Source organism: Halomonas alkalicola, from assembly GCF_030704205.1.
Lineage (GTDB): Bacteria > Pseudomonadota > Gammaproteobacteria > Pseudomonadales > Halomonadaceae > Halomonas > Halomonas alkalicola.
In genome coordinates this window covers 334683-357964 of the sequence record NZ_CP131913.1, presented here as the reverse complement: position 1 = coordinate 357964, position 23282 = coordinate 334683, and the positions used below count along the sequence as shown (strand labels likewise).

Here is a 23282-nt window from a genome sequence, read left to right as displayed (position 1 = left end):
GCACGGTGCCGGGCTTCACCCGGGGCGGTAGGGGGCCTACACTCTCGGCCCTGGGCGATGGGTCTCGGACAAAAGTGTGACACGTTGACGCAATGCGTACCATAGAGAAACATGCACTCCTGAATGTGGCTGAGGCAACACGATGATCCTTCCTGCAGTAGCGGTGGTGGCAGGCCTGGTCCTGCTGGTGTGGAGCGCCGAGCGCTTCGTCGACGGAGCGGCGGCATCCTCCGCCCGTTTCGGTGTCTCGCCGCTGCTGATCGGCATGCTGGTGATCGGCTTCGGCACCTCGGCGCCGGAGCTCGTGGTCTCGGCGCTGGCGGCGGGGCAGGGCAATCCCGGCCTGGCGCTGGGCAACGCCTACGGTTCCAACATCGCCAATATCGGCCTGATCCTCGGCCTGGTGGCGCTGATCTCGCCCCTGGCGGTGCACTCCAGGGTGGTGCGCCGCGAGATGCCCATCCTGGGGGCGGCGACCCTGCTCTCGGCGCTGCTGATGTGGGGCGGCGTGGTGGGGCGGCTGGAGGGGGCGCTGCTGCTGGCGCTGCTGGCGCTCTTCATCGGCGTGAGCATCTTCCGTGCCCGCCGCGAAGGCGCCGACGCCCTGGGCGCCGATACCGAGGAGAGCCTGGCGGAGCACCCGATGTCGCTGGGCGCCGCCCTGGCCTGGACCGGCATCGGCCTGGTGCTGCTGGTGGTCAGCTCGCGCATTCTGGTGTGGGGGGCGGTGGCCATCGCTCAGGGCCTCGGCGTCAGCGACCTGATCATCGGCCTGACCGTGGTGGCGGTGGGCACCTCACTGCCCGAGCTCGCCTCTTCCATCAGCGCCCTGCGGCGTCGCGAGCACGACCTGGTGCTCGGCAACGTGGTGGGCTCGAACCTGTTCAATACCCTGGGAGTGGTGGGGCTCGCCGCGGTGATCCACCCCATCCAGGTCGGTGCCGAGGTGCTGCTGCGCGACTGGAGCCTGATGGCGGCCATGACCGTGCTGATGGCGGTCTTCGCCCTTGGCTGGCGCGGCCGGGCGGGGCGCATCATCCGCCTGGAAGGCGGGGTGCTGCTGGCCATGTACCTCACCTATACGGCCTGGCTGGTGCGTCTGGTACTGGGCGGCACAGGCTAGTTGCCGCGGGGGCGTGCCGCTGGGTCGCAGCCCCCAGCGAGGGCAGAAGCCGAGGCCGGAACGAGGCCCGGCGACGGGCTCCTGCATCCGTCTCTTGGGAGGGAGCCGAGGTCGAGACAGGCAGTGCGACAATGGGACACGCCTGATCCAGATCAACTTTTCGGCATTATGGCGGTCGGTATGGATGACTCAATGAAAATGCATCAATAAAGGTCATCGATTCCCTTTCCGGTCGCGCGATTTTCGTCTGCGTGCCGGCATTGACCTGGTGTCCAGGTGGAGTGCGTCATGGCGCCGCGACGGCGTCAGAGGCATAACAAGCACCGTTAGGTGCGCCCGCATCCCTTGCGACATGCTCGACTCAATATCCCGTATCGAGGCATGCGTCATGGAACTGGATCCCCTGCTGTTGTCACGATTGCAATTCGCCTTCGTGGTCTCCTTTCACGCCATCTTCCCGGTCTTCACCATCGGGCTGGCGTCCTATATCGCCCTGCTGCACGGGCTCTTCTATCGGACCGAGAACCCCGTCTGGGATCGTCTGGCCCTCTTCTGGACCAAGGTCTTCGCTGTGGTCTTCGGCATGGGGGTGGTGTCGGGCATCGTGATGTCCTTCCAGTTCGGCACCAACTGGAGCAACTTCTCCTACGCCTCGGCCAACTTCCTCGGGCCCATGCTCAGCTATGAGGTGGTCACGGCCTTTTTCCTGGAGGCGGCCTTCCTCGGCGTGCTGCTCTTCGGCCGCGGCAAGGTGCCCCAGGGGGTGCATCTCTTCGCGGCCTGCATGGTCGCCTTCGGTACCTTCATCTCATCGTTCTGGATCCTCTCGGCCAACAGCTGGATGCAGACCCCCGCGGGGGTAGAGCTCATCGACGGCAGCTTCCGGGTGCTCTCCTGGAGCGAGGCGATCTTCAACCCCTCTTTCGGCTGGCGCTTCGCCCATATGGTGATGGCCTCCTTCCTGACCGGTGCCTTCGTGGTGGCCGGGGTCAGCGCCTGGTACCTGCTGATCCGGCGTGACGTGGAGGCCAACCGCCGGGCCCTCTCCATGTGCCTGTGGCTGCTGCTGGTGCTGACCCCCACTCAGGCGGTGGTCGGCGACTTCCACGGCCTCAATACCCTGGAGCACCAGCCCACCAAGGTGGCGGCCATGGAGGGCAACTGGGAGACCCGCGGCAATGTCCCGCTGCTGCTTTTCGCGATTCCCGACCAGGAGGCCCAGACCAACCGCTTCGAGATCGGCATCCCGAGCCTGGCCAGCGTGATCCTCAAGCATGACCCGGCCGGCGTGGTGCCCGGCATCAGCGAGGTACCCCCGGAGGAGCAGCCGCCGGTGTGGATCGTCTTCTGGGCGTTCCGTGTCATGGTGGGCCTGGGCTTTGTGATGATCGGCGTCGCCCTCGCCGGGCTCTGGCTGCGCCGCGGCGGGCGGCTCTACGAACACCGCGGCTTCCTGCAGACGCTGCGGCTGATGAGCGTGACCCCCTTCATCGCGGTGCTGGCGGGCTGGATCGTCACCGAGGTGGGCCGCGCCCCCTGGCTGGTCTACGGCATGCTGAGCCATGCCGAGGGGCTCACGCCGTCGCTCACCGGCGGCATGGCGCTCTTCACCCTGGTGGGCTACGTGGCGGTCTACGCAGTGGTGTTCTGGGCCGGGGTCTACTACCTCACCCGAGTGGTGCGCCAGGGCATGCTGCCCGAGGACGAGCGCGACAGCGTGGAGGGCGAGGTGCACCGCCCCAAGCGCCCGCTTTCCGCCGCCCATACCCCCTTCGAGCATGACGCCTCGCCCACCTGGAGGAGATAGGCCATGGAGATGTTTGATCTTTCATTGATCTGGGCGCTGATCATCGGCTTCGGGGTGATCATGTACGTGGTGATGGACGGCTTCGACCTGGGCTTGGGGATTCTCTACCCCTTCGCTCCGGACGAGGCCTCCCGGGACGTGATGATGAACTCCGTGGCCCCGGTCTGGGACGGCAACGAGACCTGGCTGGTGCTGGGCGGTGCCGGCCTGCTCGGCGCCTTTCCGCTGGTCTACTCGGTGTTTCTCCCGGCGCTCTACATCGGGGTCTTCCTGATGCTGGCCGGCCTGATCTTCCGGGGCGTGGCCTTCGAGTTCCGCTTCAAGTCGCGGCGCAACCGGCACTGGTGGAACCGTGCCTTCTGCTGGGGCTCGGCGGTGGCCGCCTTTGCCCAGGGCGCCGTGGTAGGGGCCTATATCCAGGGCTTCGCCGTGGAGGACTTCACCTACGTGGGCGGCGCTCTGGACTGGCTGACGCCCTTCACCATCCTGACGGGCATCAGCCTGATGGCCGGCTATGCGCTGCTCGGCGCCACCTGGCTGATCCTCAAGTCCGAGGGGCATGTCCAGGCGTGGGCCTACCGCATCACGCCGGTGCTGCTGCTGGCGGTGCTCGCCGCCTTCGTGATGATCAGCCTGTGGACCCCGATGGTGAACCCGGGCGTCTTCGAGCGCTGGTTCGATCATATCCACCTGATCTGGGTCTTCCCGGTGCTGGCGCTGGCCTGCGCCGGCTGGCTGATCGCGGCGGTCCATCGCCGCCAGGAGGGGCAGCCCTTCGTCGCGACGCTTGGCCTGTTCATCTTCACCTACCTGGGCCTGGTGGCCAGCAAGTGGCCGGTGATCGTGCCGCCCAACTACACCATCTGGGACGCCGCCTCGGCGCCGGAATCCCAGCTCTTCCTGCTGATCGGGGTGCTGTTCGTGATTCCCATCGTGCTGGCCTACACCGCCTGGACCTACTGGGTCTTTCGCGGCAAGGTCAAGGTGGGCGAAGGCTACCACTGAGCCATGGCCGCTCCTGACACCACCGGCGGCGGACGCGATGTCCGCCGCTGGCTGAACGGACTCGCCGCCCGGGAGCGACGCCGCCTGGGTCTGGCGGTGGTCGCCGGGGTCATCGCCACCCTGGCCACCCTGGGGCAGCTGGCGCTGCTGGCGTGGGTGGTCAGTCAGCTGCTGGTGGAGCGGGCCTCCCCGGCGTCCCAGCTGCCTGCCATCGCCGCCATGGCCGGGTTGCTGCTGCTTCGCGCCCTCGCGCTCTTCGGCCAGGAGCAGCTGGGCCAGGCGGCCAGCCTCGCCATCCGCTCCCGGGTGCGTGGCGAGCTGCTCGATCACCTGGCGCGGCTCGGGCCGGGCTGGCTCGCCGGGCGCCACTCCGCGGCACTGGCCAGCCAGCTGGTGGAGCAGGTCGAGGCGCTGGATGGCTATGTCGCCCGCTTCCGACCGGCGCTTACGCTCTCGGTGCTGAGCCCGCTGCTGGTGCTTGCGGTGGCGCTGTCGCTGGACTGGCTGGCCGCACTCTTCCTGCTGCTGGCCGCGCCACTGATCCCGCTGTTCATGGCGCTGGTGGGTATGGGCGCCGAGCGCCTCAATCGCGAGCAGTTCGAGGCGGTGGCCCGGCTCTCGGGGCACTTCATCGACCGGGTGAGGGCGATCTCCACCCTGCAGCTGTTCGGCCGGGCACGGGGGGCGACCGCCGAGGTCCACGCCGCTGCCGACGACTATCGCCGGCGCAGCATGCGCACCCTGCGCGTCGCCTTTCTCTCCTCGGCGGTGCTGGAGTTCTTCGCCTCGGTGGCCATCGCCGTGGTGGCCATCTATGTGGGCTTCGGGCTGCTCGGCTACATCACCTATGGACCCTCTCCCGAGCTCACCCTGTTCAGCGGCCTGCTGGTGCTGCTGCTGGCGCCGGAGTTCTTCCAGCCGCTGCGCACCCTGGCCCAGCACTACCACGACCGGGCCGCCGCCCTGGGGGCCGCCGATGGCCTGCTGGCGATTCTTGCGGAAGCCCCCAATCCGCAGCGCGGTATCGCGCCACCCTCGACGAACTCGCCCGACGCCCTTCTGGAACTCGACGGGGCAGGCGTGACTCGACCCGGCCGCGGCCGGGTGCTGGGGCCGGTCGACCTGCGCCTGGCAGCGGGCGAGGTGGTGGCGCTGACCGGTCCCTCAGGGAGCGGCAAGTCGACTCTGCTGCAGCTGCTGGCGGGCTTTGTCGGCCCGGAGGCCGGCGAGCGGCGCCTGGCCGCCGGCACGACCTTCGCCTGGATGGATCAGCGGCCGCTGCTGATCCAGGGCAGCCTGGCCGACAACCTGCGGCTGGCCGCCCCCGCGGCCTCGCGGGAGGCGATGCAGGCGGCGCTGGACAGGGCCGGCTTGGGGGCGCTCGTCGCGGCGCTGCCCGGGGGGCTCGATACGTCCATCGGCGAGCGCGGGGTCGGGCTCTCCGGCGGCCAGGCCCAGCGCCTGGCGCTGGCCAGGGTGTTTCTCTCCGGTGCTCCCCTGGTGCTGCTGGATGAACCCACGGCGAGCCTGGATGCCGAGACCGAGGCCCGGGTCGTCGTGGCGCTCGAGGCCCTGGCCCGGGAGGGCCGCACCCTGGTCATTGCCACCCACCACCCGGCGTTGATCGCCATGGCCGGTCGGCGCCTGGCGATCGAGGCGGGTCGCGTCATGGAGGTGCCCCATGGCTGATTACCGACCCGCGGGCACTTCGCTTGCGGCCCTGCGCCCCTGGCTAACGCTGCTCGACCGCCGCCGAGGGCGCCTGTGGTCCGGCGCCGCCCTGATGGCGCTGACCCTGGCCTCGGCCATCGGCCTGCTGGCGCTCTCCGGCTGGTTCATCGCCGCCACGGGGCTCACCGGTCTGCTCCTGGCGGCGGGCGTGGCCGCCACCCTCGAGGTCTACGTGCCCGGTGGCGGGATCCGCTTCTTCGCGGTCACCCGCACCGTGGCGCGCTATCTGGAGCGGCTCTACAACCACGACACCGTGCTGCGCCTGCTGGCCGACCTGCGCGCCCGGCTGTTTGGTGCGCTGGCGGGCCTCGACGGCCAGGCCCTGGCGCGCCGCCGGGCCAGCGACTGGCTCAACCGCCTGACGGCCGATATCGACACCCTGGACAGCCTCTACCTGCGCCTGCTCGCCCCGGCCGGCGTCGCGCTGCTGGCGATCCTCGGCCTCTCCGGCTTCCTGGCCGTGTTCGCGCCGCGGGTCGGCCTGGCCTCGGGCGCCCTGCTGCTGGTCGGCTGGCTGTGGTTGACCCTCGCCCAGGCGCGGCTGGGCCTGGCCCCGAGCCGGGCCCAGGTGAGCGAGCTGGAGGCGCTGCGCGGGCGCCTGGTCGAGCAGCTGCAGGGGATGGCGGAGCTCGAGGCCTACGGCAGCCTGACGAGCCACCGCCGCGACCTTGCGGCCCTCGAGGTGAGGCTCTACCGCGGACAGCGCCGACTCGGGTTGCTGGCGGCCCTGGGCAACGCCCTGGCCAGCCTGCTGGTGGGGCTCGCCGCGCTGCTGGCGCTGTGGCTGGCCGCCCAGGCCTGGGCGGCGGGCCAGCTCTCCGGGCCGCTGATGGTGATGATGCCGCTCGCCATGCTGGCCATGAGCGAGGCGCTGGCGGCGCTGCCGGCCGCCTTCACCTGGCTGGGCGCCACCCTGGGGGCCGCCGAGCGGCTCAACGAGCTGGAGGCCCGCGCCGACTCCACGCCGCCCGCGTCCGCCTCCGCTGCCCCGATGCCGGTGGAGGGGGCACCGGCGGTCGAGCTCGATGGGGTCACCCTGCGCTATCCCGGTGCCCTGGCGCCGGCCCTGCAGGCGCTGACGCTGACGCTGGCCCCCGGCGAGCGGCTGGCGCTGTGCGGGGCGTCCGGGGCTGGCAAGACCAGCGTGGTGGAGCTGCTGCTGCGCCAGCTGAAACCCCAGGCCGGTGCCCTGCGGCTTGGGGGCGTGGTCCTCGCGGACTGGCCAGAGGCGGCGCTGCGCCGGCGGGTCGCCGCGCTGACCCAGCGCATCGATCTGCTCGATGACAGCCTGGCCGCCAACCTGCGCCTGGCCGCCCCCGAGGCCGACGACGATGCCCTGTGGCGCGCGCTGGCCTGGGTGGGCCTCGAGGCCTGGGTCCGAGGCCTTGCCGAGGGGCTCGACACCCGGGTGGGCGAGGGTGGCCAGCGCCTCTCGGGGGGGCAGGCGCGCCGCCTGGCGCTGGCACGCCTACACCTGCGCGACCCGTCGCTGGTGATTCTCGATGAACCCTTCGCGGGCCTGGATGCCGATACCGCCACGGCACTCGCCGCACGGCTCGACGCCTGGCTTGCCGGGCGCAGCGTGCTCTACCTGGTGCACCAGCTCGACGGCGGTCCCTTCCAGCCGCCGGGCATCGATCGGACGCTGACGCTGGTCGAGGGGCAGCTGGCGAGTGAGGGCGCGGGGAGACCGCCACCGGTACCTGGGGCGGGATAGCGGGCGTGGAAACTCAGGCTTTGCGCAGAGTCGGTGTCTATATCAGGATGAGAGCAACGCCCCCGGACGAGACGAGCCATGCATGACTTCCTCAAGCGGCTGCCCAAGGTCGAGCTGCACCTGCACATCGAAGGTTCCCTGGAACCCGAGCTGATGTTTGCCCTCGCCGAGCGCAACGGCGTGGCGCTGCCCTACGCCTCGGTGGAGGAGGCCCGGGCTGCTTATGACTTCACCGACCTGCAGTCCTTCCTCGACCTTTACTACCAGGGCATGAGCGTGCTGCGCACCGCCGAGGACTTTCACGACCTGGCCATGGACTACTTCCGGCGCGCCCACGCCGAGGGGGTGGTGCATGTGGAGATGCACTTCGACCCCCAGGCCCACCGGGTGCGCGGCATCGAGCTGCCCGTGGTGATGGAAGGGCTCTCCCTGGCCCGGCGCCATGCCGAGCGGGAGCTGGGCCTCTCCACGGCGCTGATCATGGCCTTCCTGCGCGACCGCGATGCCAGCGAGGCGATGGCGGTGCTGGAAGAGGCCGCCCCTTACTGGGAGATGCTCGATGCCGTGGGGCTGGACAGCGCCGAGCGCGGCAACCCGCCCTCGAAGTTCACCGAGGTGTTCGAGCGGGCGGCGCGGCTGGGGATTCCGCGAGTGGCGCATGCCGGGGAGGAGGGGCCGCCCGAGTACATCCGCGAGGCACTGGATCTGCTCGACGTCTGCCGCATCGACCACGGGGTGCGCTGCCTGGAGGACCCCGAGCTGGTGGCGCGGCTGCGCGACGAGGGCGTGGTGCTCACCGTCTGCCCGCTCTCCAACGTGCGTCTCAAGGTGGTGGAGCGACTCGAGGCGCATCCGCTGCCGCAGCTGCTGGAGGCAGGCTTGAGGATCACCCTCAACTCCGACGACCCGGCCTACTTCGGCGGCGGGATGCTCGACAACTACCTGGCCTGCCAGCGCGCCTTCGGCTGGGACGAGGCCACCTTCATCCAACTGGCGGGCACCGCCATCGAGGCCGCCTTCGTCAGCGACCAGCGCCGTCTGGCGCTCCGTCGCCGGCTCGCCGATAGCGTGTGACGCCATTCGGGGCCCACAACGAACCCCCCCCCGGCGAGCCGGGGGGCGGTGCTGTCATGCTCCTGCGGTCAGGCGCTGTGGTTACGGCAGGGCCGGTATCTCGAGGGCGGGCATCTCGCCGGTCAGGGTGTGCAGGAAGGCGGTGATGTCGGCGATGGTCTGCTCCTCGAACTCGCGACCCAACATCTCGCTGCCCATGATGGCCACGGCCTCCTCCAGGGTCTCGGTGGCGCCGTTGTTCATGTAGGGGTAGGTCACGCCCACATTGCGCAGGGTCGGGGTGCGGAAGCGGTACATGTCCGCCTCGTTGCCGGTGACCTCGTAGCGGCCCACGTCGGTAGAGCCCGGCACCTGGATGCGGTGGAAGTTGCTGTCGGTCAGCGCCGGGCCGCTGTGGCAGGCGATGCAGCCGTTGTCCACGAAGGCCACCATGCCGTCCTTCTCCTGCTGGTTCAGGGCGCCGATGTCGCCGCGCAGGTAGCGGTCGAAGGGGGAGTTCGGGGTGTTCAGGGTGCGCTGGAAGCTGGCGAGTGCCTGGGCCAGGTTGTCGGCGTTGATCGGATCATCGTCGCCCGGGAAGGCTTCGGCGAACTTCTCCTGGTAGAGGTCAAACTCGGTCAGACGCTCCAGGGCGCTGTCCAGGTCCATGGCCATCTCGACGTCGGCCTCGATGGGGCCGAGGGCCTGGCCTTCCAGATCGGGCTCGCGGCCATCCCAGAACTGGGAGCCCAGGAAGCCGGAGTTCAGCACGGTGGGGGTGTTGCGCTCACCGATCTGGCCGTCATGGCCGGTGGCGCGGGGAATGCGGTCCGCCCAGCCCAGCGCCGGGTTGTGGCAGGTGGCACAGCTGATCACGCCGCTGGAGGAGATCCGCGGCTCGAAGAACAGGAACTTGCCGAGCTCGACCTTCTCCGGAGTCAGTGAGTTAGCGGCCGGAATCGGCGGGAAGTGGGGCAGCGGTTCGAAGCGGTTGCGGTAGTCGCCGAGACCGTCGTCGGCCATGGCCGGTGCGGCGATGGCGATAGCGGAGCCCATGGCGATGGCCGAGGCCAGCAGGCGTTGTTTGATCATGGTCGTTCCCCTCGTGGTGATGAGCCGGGTCAGTCGCATTGGCTAACTTGCGCTTAACCTTCTGTAGGCACAGTGCGTTACTGCATCTCGCTAATCAACCCAGTAAAACCGTCGGAAAACGACCAACCTTGAGCCACGTCAAGTTTTGACAATGGTTCACCTTGCTGGCTGGACGCCTCCCGGCTTTTTCGGGAAGCTGTGAGCTTTCTCGACCCTGCGGAGGAGGTCACCGGCCATGACCCGCTATCGCTATCCCGCCATTCCCGAGTCCGAGGTGACGCCCCGCGAGCTCTTCGAGCGGAGGCGCCGCTTTCTCAAGGGCACGCTCCGGGGCGGGGCGGCCCTGGGCGCGGCCGCCCTGGCCCCGGGGTTGCTGTTCTCGCCTGCCGCCCACGCCTGGCGCGAGGGACTCGAAGCGCGCCTCGAGGGAGAGCTGCCGAGCCAGGCGCTCGCCGGCGATGAGTCGCTGACCGAGTTCCGCGACGCCACCACCTACAACAACTTCTACGAGTTCGGCACCCGCAAGAGCGACCCGGAGGTCTACGCCCACCGGCTTGTCACCGATCCCTGGTCGGTCACCATCGAGGGCGAGGTGGAGAAGCCCGGCACCTTCGCCCTGGAGGATATCCTCGCCGACCAGAAGCTGGAGGAGCGCATCTACCGGCTGCGCTGCGTGGAGGCCTGGTCCATGGTAATTCCCTGGATCGGCTTCCCGCTGGCCGAGCTGCTCAAGCGCCATGCGCCCACCTCGCGGGCGAAGTACGTGGTCTTCGAGTCGATCCTCGACCCCGACAACCTGCGCGGTCAGCGCCGCTCCATCATCGAGTGGCCCTACCGGGAGGCGCTGCGCATCGACGAGGCGATGCACCCGCTGACGCTGATGGCGGTGGGCATGTACGGCGAGGTGATGCCCAACCAGAACGGTGCGCCGATCCGGCTGGTGGTGCCTTGGAAGTACGGCTTCAAGAGCATCAAGTCGGTGGTGAAGATACGCCTGGTGGAGGAGCAGCCCACCACCTCCTGGATCGACCAGAACCCGGAAGAGTACGGCTTCTACGCCAATGTGAATCCCGAGGTGGACCATCCACGCTGGTCCCAGGCCCGCGAACGGCGCATCGGCGAGAGCGGTCGTCGAGAGACGCTGATGTTCAACGGTTACGCCGACGAGGTCGCCGAGCTCTACGCCGGCATGGACCTGAACAAGTACTTCTGACTCCAGGGAAACCCGATGCTGGATGCGTCACAGCGAATCCTCGCCTTCCGCCTGCTGGTGCTGGCCGCCGGTACCTTGCCCGCGGTGTGGCTGGCCTGGCAGTGGTTCTTCGGCGACCTGGGGGCGGTGCCCGCCGAGGCGGTGGTCCACTTCACCGGCCGCACCGGCCTGACCCTGCTGGTGGCGACCATCGCCTTCAGCCCGGCCTTTCGCTTCACCGGCTGGATCGGCTTCATGATCGCCCGCCGGCAGATCGGCCTGTGGGCCTTCGTCTGGCTGGTGGCTCACATGCTGGCCTGGATGGGCCTCGACCAGTACTGGGACTGGCCCTGGATCCGTCGCGAGATGGTAGAGCTGCCCTACATCCGTTATGGCGCCGCGGCGCTGTTGCTGCTGGTACCGCTGGCGCTCACCTCCTTCCGCTACACGCAGAAGGCCATGGGCTACACTGCCTGGCACTGGCTCCACCGCCTGGTCTATGTGTCCGCGGCCCTGGGGGTGGTGCACCTGTGGGTCCTTACCCGCGCCGACTACCTGATGGCCACGAGCTTCGCGGTCGCCGTGGCGGCCCTGGCGCTGTTCCGGGTGGTGGATGCGTTGATCGGGAGACGATCACAATGAACAGTCATAGTCGCTGGGGAGTGGGGCTTTGCTCGGTGCTGATGCTGTCCGGGGCCGCCTTCGCCGAGAAGAATGACGAGGCGATGATCGACCTGGCCTGGGAGAGCGGCTGCTTCAACTGCCACGACCTGGACAAGCCCCTGCTGGGGCCGGCCTGGCGCGACGTGGCCGAGCGCTATCGGGACGACGACGAGGCGCTCTCGCGTCTGGTGGTCACGGTGCGCGACGGCGGCAGCGGCAACTGGGGCGAGGAGCGCATGACCCCCAACCGCCGCGCCGCCGAGGAGGAGATCGAGCGCCTGGTGAGCTGGCTGCTCAGCCTCGACGCCCGCGAGGACTAGGAGCCCCGCCTCGACCCCGCCGGGAGCGGGAGCGGGGGCGAGGCCACGGCCTGTCGTGTGTCGGCCTAGTGGGTCGTGGCGAGCATCACCACGCTCAGCGCCGCCGAGATCCACATGGCGGGGCGGATCGCCTGCATCCGGCCGGTGAACACCTTGATCAGCACGAAGCTGAGGAAGCCGAAGGCGATCCCCAGGGTGATCGAGTAGGTCAGCGGCATCAGGATGATCGCCAGGAAGGCCGGGAAGGCCTCGTCATAGCGATTCCAGTCGATCTTGCCGATGGGCGAGAGCATGAAGAGCCCCACCAGCACCAGGGCCGGCGCCGTGGCGATGCTCGGCACCAGCGAGAGCAGCGGCGAGAGGAACAGGAAGGGCAGGAAGAGCAGGGCGATCACCACCGCCACCAGCCCCGTGCGCCCGCCCTGGGCCACGCCCGCGCCGGATTCGATGATGGTCTGGGCCGCACTGGTGCCCAGCGGTGCGGCGATCATCGAGGCGAAGGCGTCCACCGTCATGGAGCGCTTGAGGTTGCGGGGGTTGCCGTCCTTGTCCTTGAGGTCCGCCGACTCCGACAGCGCCATGAAGCAGGAGAGCGCATCGAAGAAGTTGGTGAAGAGCATCACGAAGATGAAGGGCAGGTAGGCGACCTTGAGGGCGCCCCAGATATCCACCTGCATCACCGCGCTGAAGTCGGGCCAGGCGGCCAGCCCGCTCCACTCCACCATTACCTCGCCGCCCCACAGGCGCCCCATGGGCGTGGCCAGCAGGGTGGTGAGCGCAATCCCCAGGATCAGGGCGCCGTTGAAGCGCAGGATCACCAGGATGGCGGTGGCCATCATGCCCAGGAAGAAGATCCCCAGCGCCGGGTCGAAGCTGCCCAGCGTCACCAGAGTGGCATCGCTGCCGACGATGAAGCCGGCGTTCTTCAGGCCGATGAAGGTGATGAAGAGTCCGATGCCGCAGGTGATGGCATAGCGCAGCGAGGGCGGAATCGCCTCGATGATCGCCTTGCGCACGTTGAACATGGCCAGGATCGCGAACATCACGCCGGACCAGAACACGCAGCCCAGCGCCACCTCCCACGAGAGCCCCGCACCCTGCACCAGGGTGTAGGTGAACAGGGCGTTCATGCCCATGCCGGGGGCCACCAGGATGGGGTTGCGGGCATAGAGACCCATGGCCAGGCTGCTCATGAAGCTGATCAGCACCGTGGCCGAGAGGGCGGCGGAGAAGGGAATGCCGGCGTCGGAGAGGATCGCCGGGTTGACCACGATGATGTACATCGAGGCAAGGAAGGTGGCCATGCCGGCCAGCACCTCGGTGCGCAGGGTGGAGCCGCGGCGGCTGACCCCGAAGTAGCGGTCGAGCCAGTGTCCTTCCGTTGACGATGTCGGCTTGAGTGACTCGCCTGACAGGGAGGCATTGTTGGTGTCCATGAGAACCCCGTTGTTGTTGTGGGTTTCTGACCATATGGTCAACTATGGGCCGCAGTTGGCCCGCTGGCGATGGCCCTCCATGCGCGGAGGGCCGTCGTGTCAGGTGCGCTTAGTGTGGTGATGGTGAATGGGCGGCACGCCCGCTCAGGAGCGGCGGTGCTGCAGGCGCCCTCCGGCCCAGGTCTCGGCCACGCTGCGATCGTCGCCAAGCATCATCAGCGCGAAGAGCGTCTCGCCGAACGTGCGGCAGCGCGCGGTGCGCCGCGCCAGCAGCGGGGTCGCTGCGGGGTCGAGCACCACGAAGTCGGCGTCCATGCCCGGCGCCAGGCGGCCGATGCGATCGCTCAAGGACAGGGCCCGGGCGTTGCCTAGGGTCAGGCCATGGAAGCCCTGCCAGGCGGTGAGGGGCTGGCCGCGCAGCTGGCCGACCTGGTAGGCGGCCTTCAGGGTGGCAAGCCCCGAGAGGTCGGTACCGCCGCCCACGTCGCTGGCGAAGGTCACGCCCAGCCCCATCTCGCGGGCTGCCTGGCGGTCGAAGAGGCCGCTGCCCAGAAAGAGGTTGGAGCTCGGGCAGAAGGCGAGGTTGGCGCCGCGCTCGGCCAGGCGTGCGCGCATCTCCTGGTCCAGGTGGATGCCGTGGGCGAAGGTGCTGCGCGGCCCCACCAGGCCCGAGGCCTCGTAGACCGCGAGGTAGTCGCGGCTGCCGGGGAAGAGCTCCGCCACCCAGTCCAGCTCGCCGGTGTTCTCGGCCAGGTGGGTCTGCAGCCAGAGGCTCGGGTCGTTTCTCAGGATGGCGCCGGTGGCGTCGAGCTGGGCCCTGGTGGAGGTGGGCGCGAAGCGCGGGGTGAGGCTGTAGCCGAGCCGCCCCTTGCCGTGCCAGTCGCCGATCAGTCGCTCGCTGTCGCGGATGCCGCCCAGGGTGTCGTCGGTGAGTCCCTCGGGGGCGTGGCGGTCCATCAGCACCTTGCCGGCCAGCATGCAGAGCCCGCGGCGCTGGCTCGCCGCGAAGAAGGCGTCCACCGAGACCGGGTGGCTCGAGCAGAACACCTGGGCGGTGGTGGTGCCGACCTTGAGCATCTCGTCGAGGAAGGCCTCCGAGAGGGCGTCTGCGTGCTCGCGGCTGGCGAACCTTAGCTCCTCCGGGAAGGTGTAGTCGTTGAGCCAGTCGAGCAGCTGGCGCCCGTAGGAGGCCATGATCTCCAGCTGCACGTAGTGGACGTGGCTGTCGATGAAGCCGGGGGTGATCAGCTTGCCGCGGTGATCGATCACCTCGAGGCCCGGGGGCAGCTCGGGGGCCAGGGTAGCGTAGTCGCCGCTGGCCCGGATCCGCCCATTCTCGATCCACAGGACACCGTCCGGGGGGGGGGTGACGCTGCCCGGGGCGGGGGTGTCCTCGTCGCCGGGGTCGGCATCGAAGCTCAGCAGTTCGGCGCGCAGCAGGCGCGAGTCGTTCGTCGTCATTGTGGTCAGGGGCTCATGAAGTAAACAGGTGGCGCAGCTCGGCGGGGTCGAGGCCGCGCTGATCGGGGCGCTCGACGCTTGCCGTCAGCGGCAGGAGCTCGGCGAGGGTGGCTAGCGCAATGGCGTAGGGGGTCTTGTCCCCCCCGGTGCCACCTGCCGCCATGCCGATGGGGCAGCGCACCCGGGCAAGCGCCGCCTCGTCGTGACCGGCCTTGCCCAGCCGCGAGCGAAAGCTGGCCCACTTGCTGGTCGAGCCGATCAAACCGAGGGAGGCGACGTCGCCACGGGCGAGCAGAGCATCCACCAGGGCGAGATCCTCGGCGTGGTCGTGGGTCAGCACCAGGGCATGGGCGCCGGGCGGCAGCGCCGCCACGGCGGCGGCCGGGTCGGGGGGTGGCGGCAGGCGAGCCGCGGCTGCTCAGCCGCCCAGTCGGGGAAGATCGCCTCCCGGCTGTCGTGCCACCGCACCTGCCAGGGCAGCGGGGCGGCCAGGCGCACGAGCTCGGTACCCACGTGGCCGGCACCGAACAGCGCCAGGGTGGTGGCGCTGCCCGGGAAGACCTCGACCAGCACGTTGACGAAGCCGCCGCAGCACTGGCCGCTGCGCCCGCCCCGGGAGAAGGCCTCGAGGCTGATGCCCCCCTCGGGATGGCCATCGTTGCCTACGAGCCGCGCCCTGGCGGCCTCGATCACCTGGTACTCGAAGGTGCCGCCGCCGAGGGTGTCGAAGACGGCATCCAGGGTGATCACCATCCGCGCCCCGGGCTCCCGGGGCGTGGAGCCGGCGCTGGTCACCTGGGTGGCCAGGGCGTGGGGAGCGCCGTCGCGCTGCAGGCGATGCAGGGCAGCGTGCCAGCTCTCGGGACGCCTTTCGCTCGCCGGGGGCGTGCTCTGCGGGGCCACGGTCACTGCCCCCCGAAGGCCGGCGGCCAGTCGCTGTGGCGTGAACGCAGCGCCTCGGCGGCCAGCAGCACCCGTTCCGGCGTGGCCGGGGTGTCGAGCCGCGGGGCTTCGCGGTAGTCGGCGAGGCTCGCCAGGGCGTCACGCAGCGCCGACCATACCGAGATGCCCAGCATGAAGGGCGGCTCGCCCACCGCCTTGGAGCGGTAGATGCTGGCCATGGAGTTGGGATGTCCCTCCATCAGCGCGACGTTGAATACCGGGGGCAGGTCGCCGTAGGTGGGGATCTTGTAGGTGGCCGGCCCGTCGGAGATCAGCCGGCCGGCCTCGTTCCACTTGAGTTCCTCGCTGGTCAGCCAGCCCATGCCCTGGATGAAGCCGCCCTCCACCTGGCCGATATCGATGGCCGGGTTCAGGGAGTCGCCCACGTCGTGCAGGATGTCGACCCGGTTCACCTGGTACTCGCCGCTCAGGGTGTCCACGCTCACCTCGGCCACAGCGGCCCCGAAGGCGTAGTAGTAGAAGGGGCGCCCCTGGCCGGTGCCGCGGTCGTAGTGGATCAGCGGCGTGGCGTAGAAGCCCTTCTCGGAGAGCGAGACGCGGCCCAGATAGGCCGCCTGCACCAGCTCGCCCCAGGGGATGCGCCGCTCGCTCTCACCAACGCCTGCCACCAGATGCCCCGCCTCCAGGCGCATCGCCTCGCGGTCGAGTGCATAGTGCTCGGCGGCGAAGTCGAAGAGCCGCGCCTTGAGCGTCAGGCAGGCGTCGCGGGCGGCCATGCCGTTGAGGTCCGCGCCGCTCGAGGCGGCGGTGGGGGAGGTGTTGGGCACCTTGTCGGTGCGGGTGGCGGTGATGCGGACGCTGTCGAGGTCCAGCGCCAGCTCCCGGGCCACCACCTGGCAGATCTTGGTATGCAGCCCCTGGCCCATCTCGGTGCCGCCGTGGTTGATCTGCACGCTGCCGTCGGTATAGACGTGGAGCAGGGCGCCGGCCTGGTTGAGGTGCTTGGCGGTAAAGGAGATGCCGAACTTCACCGGGGTCAGTGCCAGGCCGCGCTTGATCACGGGGCTGTCCGCGTTGAAGGCGGTGATGGCCTCGCGCCGGGTCCAGTAGTCGCTGCTCGCCTCCAGGCGCTCGATCAGCTCGTGCAGCAGGCCGACCTGGTCAACGGTCTGGCCGTAATGTGTCACGTCGTGGGGGAGGGCATCCCCCTGGGTGCCGTCGCTCTCGTGGCGATAGAGATTGCGCTTGCGCACGGTGAGCGGGTCCTCTCCCACCCGGCGGGCGATATCGTCCATGGCCGCCTCGATCACCATCATCCCCTGGGGGCCGCCGAAGCCGCGGAAGGCGGTGTTGGAGGCGGTATGGGTGCGGGCGCGATGACCGGTCACCCGGGCCGCGCCCAGGGAGTAGGCGTTGTCGGCGTGGAACATGGCGCGGTCGACGATGGCATCCGACAAGTCCGGCGAGTAGCCGCAGTCGCCGATCACGGTGATCTCGCCGCCCTGAATCACGCCCTTGTCATCTACGCCCAGCCGGTAGCGGTTGTGGAAGGGGTGGCGCTTGCCGGTGACCCGCATGTCGTCACCGCGGGGCAGGCGCAGCCTGGCCGCGCGGCCGGTGCGCCGAGCGATCAGCGCGGCGATGCAGGCCCAGGGCGAGGCCTGGGTCTCCTTGCCGCCGAAGCCGCCGCCCATGCGTCTCACCTCCACGGTCACCGCATGGAAGGGTATGCCCAGCACTTCGGCCACCAGCTTCTGGGTCTCGCTCGGGTGCTGGTTGGAGGTGTGGACCACCACCCCCTCGTCCTCGGTGGGCGTGACCAGGCAGGCCTGGCCCTCGAGATAGAAGTGCTCCTGGCCGCCCACGAACTGTTCGCCCTCGACGACCTGGCTGGCGCCTCCCAGCGCCGCCTCCCAGTCGCCGCGCTGCTGGATGTGGGTGGGCCTCACGAACTCGCCGCGCTCGGCGGCGACCACCGCATCGAGACTCGCCGGCCGCTCGTCGATCGTGACCAGGCCGGCATCGAAGGCCGCCTTCACCGCCTCCCGGGCGGCGCGGTGGCCCTCGGCGGCCACGGCGAAGAGCACCTGGCCTGCGTAGCTGATCTCGTCCTCGACGAAGATCGGGTCGCCGGGAAAGACCGGGCCGATATCGGTGTGGCCGGGCACCTCCTCGATGCCGACCACGTCCACCACCCCGGGTAGCGCCCGGACCTTGTCGAGGGCCACGCCGGTCAACCGGCCGTGGGCCACCGGCGAAAGCGCCAGGGCCACGTGCAGGCAGTCCGCCGGTACCTTGAGGTCGTCGATATAGGCGGCGCGACCGGTCACGTGCTTCACCGCGCTCTCGTGGGCCTGGGAGTGGCCGGCGCTGCCGGGGAGAAGGGTGTCGCGAGCCAGCGGGCTCGCCCCCTGGATGCGGTCGTCGAGTTCCCGCCGCGCCTCGGCGGAGTCGGTGCCGACATCACCTTTGATCTTGTCGAGCTTAGTGAGCGTACGCATGGAGCATCACCTCCCGGTCAGAGTGGGCTTGCTGCTGCGCGATGACAAGGCGCAGCCGCTCCAGCAGGTTGGCGGCGGAAAGCGAGCGGTAGTAGGCGCTGCCGCGCACGTCGCTCATCGGTGAGAACGCCTGCCCCAGGGCGGCGCGAGCCGCCTGGAAGCTGGCCACCGTGGGTGGCTGACCCTCCAGCGCCGCCTCGGCGGCGGCGGCCCGTTTCGGTATGGCCGCCATGCCGCCGAAGGCGAGGCGCACCTCGCGCAGCACCCCGTCCTCCAGGCGCCAGGAGAAGGCGCCCAGCACCGCCGAGATATCATCCTCTCGACGCTTGGACAGCTTCCACACCTTGAGGTGTCGCCCCGGTTCGGGGCGCGGCAGGAAGATAGCGCGGATCACCTCGCCCTTGTCCTTGAGCAGGGCGGTCTGCTTGTAGTCCAGGAAGAAGTCGTCGAGGGGTAGCTCCCTTTCACCGTCCGGCCCTGCGAGCCGAAGTCGCGACCCCAGCGCCAGCAGCACCGGCGGGGTGTCGCCGATGGGCGAGGCGTTGGCGATGTTGCCCCCCAGGGTGCCGCGGTTGCGCACCTGGGCGGAGCCCAGGCGGTGCAGCAGGTGGGCGAAGGCGGGGTAGTGGGCCTCTAGCAGCGGCGCCAGGTGCGCGTAGGTCACCGCACCGCCGATCCACCAGCCTTCGCGGCCATCCGCCAGGGTGGCCTCCTCGATGGCGGTGAGCTCGGCCACCCGGGTCACATCCACCAGGCGCTCGAAGCGGCGCAGGCGCTGGGTCACCTCCAGCCAGAGGTCGGTGCCGCCGGCGACGATGGGCGCCTCGGGGTGGCGGCGACGCTCCTCGACCAGTTCGGCCAGGGTCACGGGCTGCACGAAGGCGTTATCGGCCGTGGGTTCCTGAGAGGGTGCGCTGGCATCCACGGCGAGGTCCAGCCACTCGGGACGCGCGTAAGGGTGCTCCCCCATGGAGAGTGCCGCGTCGCGGATCGGGCGATAGCCGGTGCAGCGGCAGAGGTTGCCGCCCAGCGCCGCTTCGAGCCGCTCGGGGGTCAGCGGCGCGGGCCTCTGCTGCTGCTCCTCGTGCAGGGTGAAGAGCGACATCACGATGCCTGGAGTACAGAAGCCGCACTGGCTGGCGTGACAGGTCACCATGGCCGCCTGGGCGGGATGGAGAGCCTCGCCTCGTGCGAGCCCCTCCACGGTGACAAGCGACCGGCCCTGGAGCTGGTGGGCGGGGGTGATGCAGGCGTTGGCGCTGTGATAGCGCACCCGGCCGTCGGGACCGGCCTCGCCGATGGCCACGGTGCAGGCGCCGCAGTCGCCGGAGGCGCAACCCTCCTTGGTGCCGGTCTGGCCGAGGGAGTCGCGCAGAAGCTCGAGCACACTGGTATCGGGCGTGGCCTCGCACCGGCGGGGCTGCCCGTTGAGCAGGAAGTCGATCATGACATTGTCTCTGTTATAGATCGCTGGGGGCGTACCCCGGTCGTCACCGACCATCAGGGAAGTCGGCATGTTGACCATATGGTCAGGTTGTATTCAGCATGGCCAACGATGGCCGACTTTGCAAGCCAGTCGCTCGCGACCTTCGCCTCATGTCGCCATCCCGAGGCGGCCGGCAATTGCATGCACCGCCGCGGTGCGGCACTCTCGGCGGAGACCACTGGCACAGGGAACAGGCAGATGACAGAAGTCGCGAGTCCGGCGGATATACGCCGTGGGCGGGAGAGGGGTGAGGCCGGGGGCGCGACCCGCGAGCGCAACGAGCGCGAGATCCTCGCCGCGGCGGAGAAGATCTTCGCCGCCCACGGCTATCGCGGCGCCAGCGTCCAGGCCATCGCGGAGGCGGCGGGGCTGCCCAAGTCCAACGTGCTCTACTACATGGGCAGCAAGCGTGGGCTCTACGTGCGCCTGCTGGAGCGGATGATGGCGCGCTGGAATGCGCTGCTGGACGATATCTCGGTGGACGATGATCCCGCCGAGGTGCTGGAGGCCTTCATCCGCAGCAAGATGGCGCTTTCCCGGCGCCACCCGGAGGGCTCACGGCTGTTCGCCGCCGAGATCCTGGCCGGGGCCCCCTTCCTGCAGGAGTACCTGAGCGGCGAGCTGCGCGCCTGGGTGGAGGAGCGCGGGGCGATCTTCCGCCAGTGGGCCGAGCGCGGCCTGATGGATCCGGTTGAGCCGGTCTGGCTGATATTCCTGATCTGGTCCGCCACCCAGCACTACGCCGACTTCGAGGCCCAGGTGCTTGGCATCACCGGCAAGGGTGAGCTCAGTGACGCCGATGTGGAACAGATCACCGCCTTCCTCACCCGAGTGATCCTCAAGGGGTGCGGTGTCAGGCCGCGCGAGGCTTGATGCCGCGGAAATCGCCCTTGCGGCGGGCTTCCTCCAGGTCGTAGGCGTTCTGCAGCCGCAGCCAGTAGCCCTCGCTGGTGCCGAGAAAGCGGGAGAGGCGCAGGTCGGTATCGGCAGTGATGGCACGTTTGCCGCGAGTGATCTCGCCGATTCGCGTGGCCGGTACCCCGATGGCGCTGGCTAGCCCGTTCTTGGTCAGGCCCAGCGGCTCGATGAAGTCCTCGAGCAGGATCTCACCGGGATGCACGTTGGGCAGGTAATCGTTGGCTTGCGTCATGGCGGCCTCCTCAATGGTAATCAACGATCTCCACATCCCAGGCGTTACCGTCTTCGAAAAGAAAGCAGATTCGCCATTGGGCATTGATCCGAATACTGTGCTGGCCTGCCCGGTCCCCCTGCAGTGCCTCGAGGCGATTGCCGGGTGGAATGCGAAGGTCGTCCAGCGTGGCAGCGGCACCGAGCTGGCGCAGCTTCTTCAAGGCATTGCGCTGCATGTCATGCGGGAGGCGTTTCGCTACCCGGCCCTGAGCAATAAGGGCGGTCTGCTTGTCCTTGAAGGAAGCGATCATGGTCGAGGCATGTGAAACTTTTGAAGAAAATATAACGCCATGCGTTATATGACGCAAGGCGTTATATCAGGCTCACGCCGCCTTCGGCAGCGCCAGGCTGATCAGCACGGTGGCGGCGAGCAGGGCACTGGAGACCCAGAGTGTGGCGACGAGGCCGCCGGCGAGGTAGAGCCAGCCGGAGAGCAGGGTGCCGATCAGCCGTCCCATGGCGTTGGCCATGTAGTAGAAGCCCACGTCCAGCGAGACCCCGTCCGAGCGCGCCATGCGCACGATCAAAAAGCTGTGCAGGCTGGAGTTCACCGCGAACACTACGCCGAACAGCATCAACCCCCCGAGCAGCACCAGCTGCGGCTGCGCCGCCAGGAGCTGTCCTTCAAGACCCAGGGCGATCAGCGCCGGCAGGGCGGTAAGCGCCGAGGCCCAGGCGATGGCGGCACCGCGACCCGCCGTGCCCCCGGTGATCCTGGGGGCGACCGCCTGCACCGCCCCGTAGCCGATCACCCAGAGCGCCAGGAAGCCCCCCACCCGCCAGCTGTCCCAACCGAACTGGGTGGCCAGGAAGACCGGTAGGGCCACCACGAACCAGACGTCCCGTGCGCCGAACAGGCACATTCGCGCCGCCGACAGGATATTGATGGCGCGGCTCTTGGAAAGCATCTCGCGAAACTTCGGCTTGGCCTTGGCCCGGCCCAGATCGCCGTCGAGGCGCGCAAGCGACAGCGCCAGCACCCCGGCCAGCATCACCGCCATGGCGAGTATGGCCCCCTGGAAGCCGATCAGGGTCAGCAGCAGGCCCCCCAGGAAGAAGCCCACGCCCTTGAGCGCGTTCTTGGAGCCGGTGAGCAGCGCCACCCAGCGGTAGAGGGACTGATGCTCGGCGTCGCCGGCCGGCACCAGGGTCTTGATGGCGCTCTTGGCGCTCATCTTGTTGAGGTCCTTGGCGATGCCCGAAAGCGCCTGGGCAGCCATCACCCAGGGCACCGAGAGCCAGGCCACCGGCACCAGCAGCATGGCCAGCGCCACCACCTGCAGGCCGAGGCCCAGGTTCATGGTGCGGTTGAGCCCGAGGCGCGCACCCAGCCAGCCCCCCACCAGATTGGTCACCACCCCGAAGAACTCGTAGAAGAGAAACAGCAGCGCCACCTCGAGTGCCGAGTAGCCCAGCTGGTGGAAATAGAGCACCACCAGCATGCGCAGGGCGCCGTCGGTGAGGGTGAAGGCCCAGTAGTTGCCGGTGACCATCAGGTACTGGCGGATCTCCCGGGGTAGGGCAGCGACGCGAGCGATCATCCCGCGAGGCCCACCTTGGCGGCCAGCTCCGCGGTTCGGCAGGCGTAGCCATACTCGTTGTCGTACCAGGCGTAGAGTTTCACCTGGGTGCCGGCCACCACCATGGTGGAGAGGGCATCGACGATGGAGCTGCGCGGGTCGGTGCGATAGTCGATGGAGACCAGCGGGCGCTCCTCGTAGCCGAGGATGCCGGCAAGCGGGCCCTCGGCGGCCTCCTTCAGCAGGGTGTTGACCTCCTCCTCGGTGGTCTCTCGCTTGACCTCGAACACCATGTCGGTGAGCGAGGCATTGGCGAGCGGCACGCGCACGGCGTGGCCGTTCAACTTGCCTTCGAGCTCCGGGAAGATGGCGGTGATCGCCTTCGCGGAGCCTGTGGTCGTCGGGATCAGGCTCATGCCGCAGGCCCGGGCGCGCCTGAGATCCTTGTGGGGGGCATCCAGAATCGTCTGGGTGTTGGTGATGTCGTGGATGGTGGTCATGGAGCCGTGGCGGATGCCGAGCGTCTCGTGGATCACCTTGACCACCGGCGCCAGGCAGTTGGTGGTGCAGCTCGCCGCGGTGACGATGCGGTGGCGGGCCGGGTCGAACAGATGATCGTTGACGCCTACCACCAGGTTGAGCACCCCCTCGTCCTTTACCGGGGCGCTCACCACCACCCGCTTGACCCCCTGCTCCAGGTAGGCCTGGAGCTTGTCGGTGGTCTTCATCTTGCCCGAGGCCTCGATCACCACGTCGCAGCCGGTCCAGTCGGTGGCCTCGATCTCGCGCTTGGCAGTGTAGGCGATGCGCCGGCCGGCCACCGTCAGGGCGCCGTCGTCCGCCGTGATATCATCGCCGCCGCCCGTCCACTGGCCGTGCACCGAGTCGAACTGCAGCAGGTGGGCGAAGGTGGCGGCGTCGCCGCCCGGGGCGTTGATCTGCACGAACTCAAGCTCCGGGTTCGTCCAGCCGGCGCGCAGGGCCAGGCGGCCGATGCGGCCGAAACCGTTGATGCCGATGCGTATCGCCATGGGAAGGCTCCTTGGGTATCAGGGGGGTGGGAGAATGAGTATATATGGCG

General features: G+C 69.0%; 19 protein-coding genes and 1 pseudogene. 10 read left to right on the top strand and 10 right to left on the bottom strand.

Features of this window, described 5'->3' with window-relative positions; genetic code table 11:
• The first annotated feature begins 142 nt into the window (after nt 1-142).
• The 6 genes from B6N23_RS01690 (at nt 143) to B6N23_RS01665 (ending at nt 8457) form a co-directional block, all read left to right on the top strand.
• Nucleotides 143-1123: a calcium/sodium antiporter gene (locus tag B6N23_RS01690; RefSeq protein WP_305501495.1), complete on the top strand. Its 981-nt coding sequence runs from the start codon at nt 143-145 to the stop codon at nt 1121-1123.
• A 388-nt stretch (nt 1124-1511) separates the two neighbouring features.
• Nucleotides 1512-2930, top strand: coding sequence for a cytochrome ubiquinol oxidase subunit I (locus B6N23_RS01685; RefSeq protein WP_119020899.1), 1419 nt, complete (start codon nt 1512-1514; stop codon nt 2928-2930).
• 3 nt (nt 2931-2933) lie between these two features.
• Nucleotides 2934-3935, top strand: a complete 1002-nt coding sequence (gene cydB / locus B6N23_RS01680) for a cytochrome d ubiquinol oxidase subunit II (protein WP_119020900.1) — start codon at nt 2934-2936, stop codon at nt 3933-3935.
• A gap of 3 nt (nt 3936-3938) precedes the next feature.
• Nucleotides 3939-5624, top strand: a complete 1686-nt coding sequence (gene cydD, locus B6N23_RS01675; protein WP_305501494.1) for a thiol reductant ABC exporter subunit CydD — start codon at nt 3939-3941, stop codon at nt 5622-5624.
• A complete protein-coding gene (gene cydC, locus B6N23_RS01670; RefSeq protein ID WP_305501493.1) occupies nt 5617-7383 on the top strand; it encodes a thiol reductant ABC exporter subunit CydC in 1767 nt (588 codons plus the stop codon). The genes cydD and cydC overlap by 8 nt, the downstream gene beginning before the upstream one ends.
• Before the next feature lie 78 nt (nt 7384-7461).
• Nucleotides 7462-8457, top strand: coding sequence for an adenosine deaminase (locus B6N23_RS01665; protein ID WP_119020903.1), 996 nt, complete (start codon nt 7462-7464; stop codon nt 8455-8457).
• Between the two features lie 81 nt (nt 8458-8538).
• On the opposite strand, the gene B6N23_RS01660 is transcribed toward B6N23_RS01665, so the two are convergent.
• Entirely contained in the window at nt 8539-9528 is a 990-nt protein-coding gene (locus B6N23_RS01660) for a cytochrome-c peroxidase (protein WP_110070353.1), read from the bottom strand.
• 235 nt (nt 9529-9763) lie between these two features.
• On the opposite strand from B6N23_RS01660, the gene msrP reads away from it, so the two are divergent.
• The 3 genes from msrP to B6N23_RS01645 are packed head-to-tail and all read left to right on the top strand — an operon-like array spanning nt 9764 to nt 11703.
• Complete coding sequence (msrP, locus tag B6N23_RS01655; RefSeq protein WP_169958449.1) at nt 9764-10741, top strand: protein-methionine-sulfoxide reductase catalytic subunit MsrP; 978 nt, start codon at nt 9764-9766, stop codon at nt 10739-10741.
• 15 nt (nt 10742-10756) lie between these two features.
• Complete coding sequence (gene msrQ / locus B6N23_RS01650; RefSeq protein ID WP_169958448.1) at nt 10757-11362, top strand: protein-methionine-sulfoxide reductase heme-binding subunit MsrQ; 606 nt, start codon at nt 10757-10759, stop codon at nt 11360-11362.
• On the top strand, nt 11359-11703 hold the full coding sequence (locus B6N23_RS01645; RefSeq protein WP_305501492.1) for a c-type cytochrome: 345 nt from the start codon (nt 11359-11361) through the stop codon (nt 11701-11703). Before msrQ ends, B6N23_RS01645 begins: the two co-directional genes overlap by 4 nt.
• Before the next feature lie 65 nt (nt 11704-11768).
• On the opposite strand, the gene B6N23_RS01640 is transcribed toward B6N23_RS01645, so the two are convergent.
• The 5 genes and pseudogenes from B6N23_RS01640 to xdhA form a co-directional block, all read right to left on the bottom strand.
• Entirely contained in the window at nt 11769-13139 is a 1371-nt protein-coding gene (locus B6N23_RS01640) for an NCS2 family permease (RefSeq protein ID WP_305501491.1), read from the bottom strand.
• A 144-nt stretch (nt 13140-13283) separates the two neighbouring features.
• On the bottom strand, nt 13284-14600 hold the full coding sequence (gene guaD, locus B6N23_RS01635) for a guanine deaminase (RefSeq protein ID WP_305501490.1): 1317 nt from the start codon (nt 14598-14600) through the stop codon (nt 13284-13286).
• A gap of 13 nt (nt 14601-14613) precedes the next feature.
• Nucleotides 14614-15503 (bottom strand): annotated as a pseudogene (gene xdhC / locus B6N23_RS01630) (xanthine dehydrogenase accessory protein XdhC).
• A gap of 2 nt (nt 15504-15505) precedes the next feature.
• A complete protein-coding gene (gene xdhB, locus B6N23_RS01625) occupies nt 15506-18004 on the bottom strand; it encodes a xanthine dehydrogenase molybdopterin binding subunit (RefSeq protein ID WP_305501489.1) in 2499 nt (832 codons plus the stop codon).
• Complete coding sequence (xdhA, locus tag B6N23_RS01620) at nt 17988-19451, bottom strand: xanthine dehydrogenase small subunit (protein ID WP_305501488.1); 1464 nt, start codon at nt 19449-19451, stop codon at nt 17988-17990. The genes xdhB and xdhA overlap by 17 nt, the downstream gene beginning before the upstream one ends.
• A 237-nt stretch (nt 19452-19688) precedes the next feature.
• Between xdhA and B6N23_RS01615 the strand changes: the two genes are divergently transcribed.
• Complete coding sequence (locus B6N23_RS01615) at nt 19689-20363, top strand: TetR/AcrR family transcriptional regulator (protein ID WP_305501487.1); 675 nt, start codon at nt 19689-19691, stop codon at nt 20361-20363.
• Here B6N23_RS01615 and B6N23_RS01610 read toward each other — a convergent pair.
• From B6N23_RS01610 to B6N23_RS01595, 4 genes are all read right to left on the bottom strand, one after another.
• Complete coding sequence (locus tag B6N23_RS01610; protein WP_305501486.1) at nt 20344-20640, bottom strand: HigA family addiction module antitoxin; 297 nt, start codon at nt 20638-20640, stop codon at nt 20344-20346. The genes B6N23_RS01615 and B6N23_RS01610 overlap by 20 nt on opposite strands.
• A gap of 10 nt (nt 20641-20650) precedes the next feature.
• Nucleotides 20651-20932, bottom strand: a complete 282-nt coding sequence (locus B6N23_RS01605; RefSeq protein ID WP_305501485.1) for a type II toxin-antitoxin system RelE/ParE family toxin — start codon at nt 20930-20932, stop codon at nt 20651-20653.
• A gap of 72 nt (nt 20933-21004) precedes the next feature.
• The gene (arsJ, locus tag B6N23_RS01600; RefSeq protein ID WP_305501484.1) at nt 21005-22222 is read right to left on the bottom strand and encodes an organoarsenical effux MFS transporter ArsJ; all 1218 of its coding nucleotides are present in this window, start codon (nt 22220-22222) and stop codon (nt 21005-21007) included.
• Nucleotides 22219-23232: an ArsJ-associated glyceraldehyde-3-phosphate dehydrogenase gene (locus B6N23_RS01595; RefSeq protein WP_305501483.1), complete on the bottom strand. Its 1014-nt coding sequence runs from the start codon at nt 23230-23232 to the stop codon at nt 22219-22221. Before B6N23_RS01595 ends, arsJ begins: the two co-directional genes overlap by 4 nt.
• Nucleotides 23233-23282 lie beyond the last annotated feature (50 nt).